General features: G+C 62.6%; 3 protein-coding genes. All 3 read left to right on the forward strand.

Annotated features, from left to right (window positions below):
* A partial coding sequence (locus DDE76_RS19145) for a proton-conducting transporter transmembrane domain-containing protein (protein ID WP_281261871.1) occupies positions 1–894 on the forward strand: 894 nt, incomplete at its 5' end.
* Complete coding sequence (locus tag DDE76_RS19150) at positions 891–1,379, forward strand: Na+/H+ antiporter subunit E (RefSeq protein ID WP_104891353.1); 489 nt, start codon at positions 891–893, stop codon at positions 1,377–1,379. The genes DDE76_RS19145 and DDE76_RS19150, both read left to right, overlap by 4 nt.
* Positions 1,376–1,602, forward strand: a 227-nt coding sequence (locus tag DDE76_RS19155; protein ID WP_108463720.1) for a monovalent cation/H+ antiporter complex subunit F, incomplete at its 3' end; no start/stop codon positions are given. The genes DDE76_RS19150 and DDE76_RS19155, both read left to right, overlap by 4 nt.

Consider the following 1,602-nt stretch of genomic DNA (forward strand, 5'->3'; position numbering starts at 1 on the left):
GCGGCGCCGGTCGCGGCCATGTTCGCCATCATGACCAAGGTGGGCATCTATGCCCTTTTGCGGCTCTCCTATCTGCTCTTTGCGGCAGAAGCGGAGGGTGTGCTCGGCTTCAACCACAATGTGCTGTTTGTTGGCGGCCTGGCTACCCTGGCCTATGGGACGATCGGGGTTCTATCGGCGCAAACCAGTATGCGGCTCGCAAGCTATCTGGTGCTCGTTTCCTCGGGCACGCTGCTGGCCGCCATCGGTTTTGGAGGGGCGGGTGTGCTCAGCGGGGCGCTGTTCTACCTCGTCATCTCCTCCTTCGCGATTGCCGCGCTGTTCCTGCTCATCGAGATCATCGAGCGCTCGCGCATCGTGGGTGCGGACGTGCTTGCCGTCACCATGGAGGCCTATGGCGAGGGCGATGACGAGGACGCAGAACCCGAGCATGAAGAGGCCGGTCTTGTCATCCCGGCGAGCACTGCGTTCCTCGGCATCAGTTTCGGCCTTTGTTGCCTGCTGCTGGCAGGTCTGCCACCGCTGTCCGGCTTCCTTGCTAAATTCGCCATTCTCGTCACAGCGCTGGGCGGCAGCTCGGGGCCCAGTGCCAGCGCCTGGTGGCTGGCCGGAACCCTGATTGTCTCTGGCCTTGCAGTCCTCATCGCCATGGCGCGCAGTGGCATCAACATCTTCTGGGCGACGCTCGAGCCGGGCGCCGTGAGCGCGCGGCTCAGCGAAATGGTGCCGATCGTGGTGCTGCTGGCGCTGTGCATCGCCATCGGCGTGCTGCCCGCGCCGATCCTCGGCTATATGGAAAGTGCTGCGGCGCTGGTCAGCGTACCCGAGCTCTATGTGCTCGAAATCATGGGCCCTGAGGCCGCCGCTACCCTCATTCGGGAGACGCTCCCATGAGACGGGTTTTCCCCTATCCGCTGCTGACCCTGGCATTGACGCTGATGTGGTTGCTGCTGCAGCAATCCGTGGGGTTGGGGCACATTCTTCTTGGCTTTGTGGTTGCCTGGTCAGCGTCGCAGGCCATGGCGCGCCTGCAACCGCACAAGCCGGTGATCCGGCGGCCGGGCAAGGTGCTGCAGCTCGTTGCGCTGGTGACGGTCGATGTCGTCCGCTCCAATATTGCGGTCGCCCGCATCATTCTCGCCGGCGACCGGCGCGAGACCACGGCCGGTTTCATCAAGATGCCGCTGGAGCTCAAGGATCCAGCAGGCTTGGCCGTCCTCTCCTGCATTATCACCGCTACTCCCGGCAGTGCATGGCTGGAATATAGCCCCGCCGAAAGCAGCGTGTTGATCCATGTGCTGGACCTGATCGACGAAGCCGAATGGGTGGCAACCGTCAAACTACGTTACGAAGCCTTGCTGCTGGAGATATTCCAATGAGCGCAGTCATCTTGTTCTGGAGCATCAGCATTGCCCAAGTGCTGCTTGGCGCCGCCATGCTGGTCACGCTCTACCGACTGGTCGCAGGCCCGCGCGCCCAGGACCGGGTGCTGAGTCTCGATGCTCTCTATGTCGTGGCCATGCTGTTGCTGGTGACCTTTGGAATGCGGGCGAGCACGGTCATCTATTTCGAGGTGGCGCTGCTGATTGGCCTCTTGGGTTT

The organism is Devosia indica, from assembly GCF_003056405.1.
Taxonomy (GTDB): Bacteria; Pseudomonadota; Alphaproteobacteria; order Rhizobiales; family Devosiaceae; genus Devosia; species Devosia indica.